Below are 2,867 nucleotides of genomic sequence, written 5' to 3' on the forward strand. Positions count from 1 at the left end.
GCGCGCGCCGAGGTCGATCCGGTGCCGGCGCCCGCCGCGTCCGCGCCGGCGCGCGCGCAGCCCGACGCGCTGCCGTCCTATATCGACGACTGCGCGGCGATCATCGGCCTGTCCTGCCATCTGCCCGGCGCGCGCGATCACCGCCAGTTCTGGGACAACCTGCGCGGCGGGGTCGAAAGCATCGAATTCCTCGATCCGCAGGCGCTGCGCGCCGCCGGCGTGCCCGAAGCGCTGCTGGCCAAGCCCGGCCTGGTCGCCGCGCGCGCGGCGATCGACGACAAGGATTGCTTCGACCACGAGTTCTTCCAGGTCTCGGCGCAGGACGCGCAGGCGATGGATCCGCAGTTGCGGCTGTTGCTGCAGCACGCCTGGAAAGCGGTCGAGGACGCGGGCTACCGCAACGCCGAGATCGCCGACGCCGGCGTGTTCATGACCGCCGCCAACGCCGGCTACCACGCCGACGCCGCGCCGACGGCGTGGACGCTGACCGAAAGCTCCAAGCAGTACGTCGCTTCCGCCTGGAGCCAGCCCGGCTCGATCCCGACCCTGATCTCGCACCGGCTCGGTCTGCGCGGTCCCAGCCTGTTCGTGCACACCAACTGCTCGTCCTCGCTGGTGGCGCTGCACACCGCCTGGCGCAGCCTGATCGCCGGCGACTCGCGCCACGCCCTGGTCGGCGCGGCGGCGCTGTCGGCGAGCGAACCGCTGGGCTACGTCGCCGAGCGCGGCATGAATTTCTCCAGCGACGGCCACCTGCGCCCGTTCGACGCGGCCGCCGACGGCATGCTCGGCGGCGAGGGCGTGGCGGTGCTGCTGCTCAAGCGCGCGCGCGAGGCCATCGCCGACGGCGACCCGATCTACGCATTGCTGCGCGGCGCCGCGGTCAACAACGACGGCGCCGACAAGGCCGGCTATTACGCGCCCGGCGCCAGCGGCCAGGCCCAGGTCGTCGGGCAAGTGCTGGCGTCGACCGGCGTGGACGTGGAGAGCATCGGTTACATCGAAGCCCACGGCACCGCCACCCGGCTCGGCGATCCGCTGGAACTGGCCGCGCTGGGCCAGGCGTTCGCGCGCCACACCCAACGCCGGCAGTTCTGCGGCATCGGTTCGGTCAAGAGCAACATCGGCCACCTCGACACCGCGGCCGGGCTGGCCGGCTGCATCAAGGTCGCGCTGAGCCTGCATCACGGCGAGATTCCGCCGTCGCTGAATTATTCCCGGCCCAATCCCGCCATCGATTTCGCCAACTCGCCGTTCTACGTGGTCGACGCCGCGCGGCCGCTGCCGGCGCAGGACGCGCCGCATCGCGCCGGGGTCAGCTCGTTCGGCATCGGCGGCACCAATGCGCACGCGTTGCTGGAACAGTTCCGCGCCGCGCCGCGCGCGCCGCGCGCCGCCCAGCGCTGCCTGGTGCCGCTGTCGGCGCGCAATCCCGAGCGCCTGCGCCAGTACGCCGCCGACCTGCTGGCGTTCGTGCAAGGCGACGACGGCCTCGATCTGGGCGACATCGCCCGCACCCTGCAGCTCGGACGCGAGCCGTTCGCCAGCCGGATCGCGCTGGAAGCGGCGAGCCTGGAGGAGCTGCGCGCCGGGCTGCGCGCTTTCCTCGCCGGCGATGCGACCACGCCGGCCGCGACCGGTTACGACGCCGACGAACTCGCCCAGCTGCTGCCGCACTGGGCCGAGCGCGGCCAGTGGAGCAAGATCGGCGCGGCCTGGATGGCCGGCGCCGAGATCGACTGGAGCGCGCTGAACCGCGACCGCGACGCGCGCCGGATCTCGCTGCCGACCTATCCGTTCGCGCCGAAACGGCATCGCCGGCCGCTGCCCGCGGCGCAGCCTGCGACCGCGCCCATGCCTGCCGCCACCTTGCATCCGCTGCTGCACCACAACACCTCCGGCCTGCACGAGCACCGCTACAGCACGGTCTTGCGCGGCGACGAATTCGTGTTCGCCGATCACCAGGTGCGCGGAACCCGCCTGCTGCCCGGCGTGGCCTATCTGGAAATGGCCCGCGCCGCGCTGGCGCAGGCGACGCGTTCGGCGCCGACGGCGCTGGCGCTGCACGATGTCGCCTGGCTGCGGCCGCTGGTCGCCGGCGCGCAGCCGGTCGCCGTGCACGTGCGCGTCGACGAGCGCGCCGACGGCCGCTGCCGGTTCCAGGTCTACAGCGAGCGCGACGATGGCGGCCACTGCGTGCATTGCGAAGGCACGGCCTCGCGCATCGACGCCGATGCCGGCGACGAACGCCTCGATCTCGACGCCTTGCGCGCGCAATGCGCCGGCGCGGCGGCCACCGGCGAGCAGTGCTATGCGCTGTTCGACCGGCTCGGCTGCCGCTACGGGCCGTCGCTGCGCGCGCTGGTCGAAACCCGCCTGGGCCTCGCCGCCGACGGCAGCCGTTTCGCGTTGGGACGCCTGCAGTTGCCGGCGAACGCCGAGCGCGATGCGCGCTTCGTGTTGCACCCCGGCTTGCTCGACTCGGCGCTGCAGGCCTCGCTCGGCCTGGGCCTGGGCGAGGGCGGCCTGGACGACGGCGAACTCGAGCAGACCCTGCCTTTCAGCATCGACCGGGTGCGCATCCTGCAGGCGCCGGGCGAGCGCGCCTGGGCTGTGGTGCGCATCGCCGCCGGCAGTTCCGCCGCGGTCAGCAAGCTCGATGTGCGCATCCTCGACGAGCGCGGCCGGGTCGCGGTCGACATCGCAGGCCTCAGCGCGCGGGTGGTGTCCGAGCCGGAGGCTGCGACGGCTCCGGCTCCGGATGTCGGCACGCCTGCGAACGCTGCGGCGGCCGTCGCCGAGCCGGTCGCGGCCGGCGCCGGCGTTGCCGCGCCGGCGCAAACCTCCACGCCGCTGCCGCTGGGCGC

Annotated in this window: 1 protein-coding gene; it reads left to right on the forward strand. The window is 73.6% G+C overall.

What is annotated here, in order from left to right; genetic code table 11:
- A partial coding sequence (locus A7A76_RS04715; RefSeq protein ID WP_206410110.1) for a type I polyketide synthase occupies window positions 1-2,867 on the forward strand: 2,867 nt, incomplete at both ends.

Origin of the sequence: Lysobacter enzymogenes, from assembly GCF_017168095.1 — a bacterium.
Lineage (GTDB): Bacteria > Pseudomonadota > Gammaproteobacteria > Xanthomonadales > Xanthomonadaceae > Lysobacter > Lysobacter enzymogenes_D.